This is a genomic window from Longimicrobium sp. (genome assembly GCF_036554565.1).
Classification (GTDB): Bacteria; Gemmatimonadota; Gemmatimonadetes; order Longimicrobiales; family Longimicrobiaceae; genus Longimicrobium.
Map to the genome: position 1 here is coordinate 1 of NZ_DATBNB010000314.1, position 2,607 is coordinate 2,607.

The following is a 2,607-nucleotide window of genomic DNA, read 5'->3' on the forward strand; positions in this document are numbered from 1 at the left end:
GGGTGGTGGGCCGGAAGTAGATGTGGAGGTTGGAGAGGATGCCCACCAGGATGATGGCCGCGCCCACCAGCACCAGCAGCCAGCCCACGGCCGAGCGCCCGTTGAAGAACAGCATCCCGATTCCCACGAGCAGCGGGATCAGCGTCAGCCCGAAGGCGTTGTAGCCCCCCACCCGCCAGAACCCGCTGCTCACCTCCACCTGCGATGTCAGCAGGTACGCGCCCGCGAACGCCATCGTCAGCCCGATGATGAATTCCAGCACGCCGCCCGGGGTGCCGCCCGCGCCGCGGGTCCGCTCGAGTTCAGTCACGGCTGTTCCTTTGTGCTCGGGTGGGGAGGTTCGGCGGGAACCATAGTATCAGCGTTCCCACGCTCCGATGCAACGGGAGATGCGCGCATGCAGAACGGGCGCGGCCCCAAGTTGTTTCGCCGCAGGCACAAGCGAAGAGGGCGGCCCCCTGTCGCGGGACCGCCCTCGTCATCTTCCCGTCCGCGGCGCCTTACTGGGCAGTGACGCGCACCGCGCTGCGGAAGGCGGCCTCGCTTACCGTGCGCGTCTGCGCGTTGGCGCTGTTCAGCCACGCATCGGCATTCAGGTTGATGAGAATGCGCGACGTGGCGTCGGCCGACACCGTGACGTTAGCATCGCGCTCCACCACCACCTGCCCGTCTGACTCCAGGTTCACCGCCACACTCCCCGACAGGAGCCCCGTGCTTACTGCGAGCGAGCCGGACAGGGTGGCGTCCACGTCCTCGAAGATCACTCGGATACGCGAGTAGCTGCCCGCCTCTACCCGGCCGCGCGCCACCGTCTCCGCTTCGCCGTGCCCCGACGCGGCGACAGAGCCGGCCGCACGGCTGGCTTCCGTTACTTCCAGCCACCCACTGGTGCTGCTGTAGACGTACACACGCGCCTGGAAGTCGATGGTTCCCTCCGCGGTGGTGTGCGAGTAGCGAGGGCCGTCCGCCTCCGCGACCGACTGCGAGCCGGCCGTGGGATCGTCACCGCGCGCCAGCACCTGCACGTTGCTGTCGCCGCTGCCGGCGGGGTTGTCGCACGCGCCCAGGAACAGGGCCAGCGCCGCTGCGGCGATTGACAGGGTCGTCTTCTTCATGATGTTGCTCCGTGTGCATCCGGGTATCGTCCGCCGGCACCGTGCCGGCTGCTTGGCCTCCGATAAGGCAGGCGGCGGACCGAAGGGAAATTCCGCGTGGTTGCTGGACTTTCGCCGGGTCCTTCCTCCAGCGATGCGCCTGCTTGCCGATTTTTGTGACATGACTACGACAGGAGAGTGTCACATTTTGCAATCGCGGATGCGTGGCGGGCAGGAGTTGGGCGTGGAGTTCCGCGAGGGGAGCAAGGGGGGAGCGTCCAACCGGGCGCGAGATCGGCGGTTGAAACGGCGTCTGGAACGTCACGAAGTCCGCCTTCGCGGACTGCAGGCGTAGTCGAGTGCGCGCCCCCGGACGGCGCGCGGCCGCTGACTGATCCTCCGCCGAACTCGTATCAAATTGCCGCTTCTTGCGGCGCACTGCCACAAAAACCGGCAGTCCCGCCCCCTGTGGCGGAACGCCGGATCGAGCGGAACGTGAGCATACACAACGCTTTTCTCTATCACCACGACACGGAACGGGGCGTGCCCTCACCATTGTGCGGGACCTCGGCTACGGGAGGCGATTGGATTCTACGCGTTCCGGCGGGGTGGAGATGGCGGCAGTGGGGGAAGAACTGCGGCGCATGTGTGCTGCGCTGTGACGACCAACAGGGGCGGACGGACGTATGAGGATGATCGCGAGCGCGTCGGCGCTCCTACTGGGATTGCTCGCCATGGGATGCAACGGCGAGCTGGTGGGCGGGGGAGCCCGCGAAGTGAACGCCGTCGCAACGGGTGACGGTACCGCAAGCGCATCGCCGTCCATGGCTCCCGCGCTCAGGCAGGCGCTCACGCCCGGCGGAACGGCGTCGTTCCAGTCGGCGGGGATCAGCGGCACGGTGAGCTTCACCGCACGGGTGGAGCTCGTGCGCGGGAACTCGTCCGTGGCTCTGCAGCCCGATCCCGCATCCGCCACGGCGCGAGCGGACGGCCGCGACACCATGCACGTCGCCGAGCGCGAGGTGCCGCGCGAACGGTATGGCGTAGCCCGCGTCACCTTCTCATCCGTCACCGCCAACGTGGTTAGCGGACTGCACATCGGCGGGGCCACACTCACCGGGCGCGTGGACGTGGGGATTCCGGTCGGCCAGGGCGTGGTGGTGGAGTTGCCCGTGGACTTGGGCGGCGCGAACGAGGACGCGACGCTCCTCATCGACCTGGACGCCTCCACCTGGCTGGCGGCCGCGGACCCGGTGACGCGCATCGTCCCGGCGAGCGCGTTCCGCGGGGCGGTGAAGCTTCGCGGACGGTAGCTGCCGCCGGGCGGAAACTGCATGACTCACGCAGAGGCCCTGCGGTAGTCAGGATGTACGAAACGCCAAACGCCCGCCCTGATCACGAGGATCAGGGCGAGCGTTCGGAATAAACAGGCCGGCGGCGCCGTACTCTCCCACCGGGTGGCCCCGGCAGTACCATCCGCGCAGCGGGTTTTCACTTCCGAGTTCGGGATGGG

Annotated in this window: 2 protein-coding genes, 1 rRNA gene and 1 pseudogene; 1 reads left to right on the forward strand and 3 read right to left on the reverse strand. The window is 68.0% G+C overall.

Going from position 1 to position 2,607, the window contains the following annotated elements:
- Both VIB55_RS08535 and VIB55_RS08540 read right to left on the reverse strand, forming a co-directional pair.
- Window positions 1-310, reverse strand: a pseudogene (locus VIB55_RS08535) (hypothetical protein); the annotation flags it as partial.
- 190 nt (window positions 311-500) lie between these two features.
- On the reverse strand, window positions 501-1,115 hold the full coding sequence (locus VIB55_RS08540) for a DUF4382 domain-containing protein (RefSeq protein ID WP_331876240.1): 615 nt from the start codon (window positions 1,113-1,115) through the stop codon (window positions 501-503).
- 665 nt (window positions 1,116-1,780) lie between these two features.
- On the opposite strand from VIB55_RS08540, the gene VIB55_RS08545 reads away from it, so the two are divergent.
- Complete coding sequence (locus VIB55_RS08545) at window positions 1,781-2,407, forward strand: hypothetical protein (RefSeq protein WP_331876241.1); 627 nt, start codon at window positions 1,781-1,783, stop codon at window positions 2,405-2,407.
- A gap of 116 nt (window positions 2,408-2,523) precedes the next feature.
- On the opposite strand, the gene rrf is transcribed toward VIB55_RS08545, so the two are convergent.
- A 5S ribosomal RNA gene (rrf, locus tag VIB55_RS08550) occupies window positions 2,524-2,607 on the reverse strand; the annotation flags it as partial.

Bases quoted from the DNA above. Each gene is read 5' to 3' on its own strand.
- VIB55_RS08540 (WP_331876240.1), bottom strand. From the start codon at position 1,115: ATGAAGAAGACGACCCTGTCAATCGCCGCAGCGGCGCTGGCCCTGTTC.
- VIB55_RS08545 (WP_331876241.1), top strand. From the start codon at position 1,781: ATGAGGATGATCGCGAGCGCGTCGGCGCTCCTACTGGGATTGCTCGCC.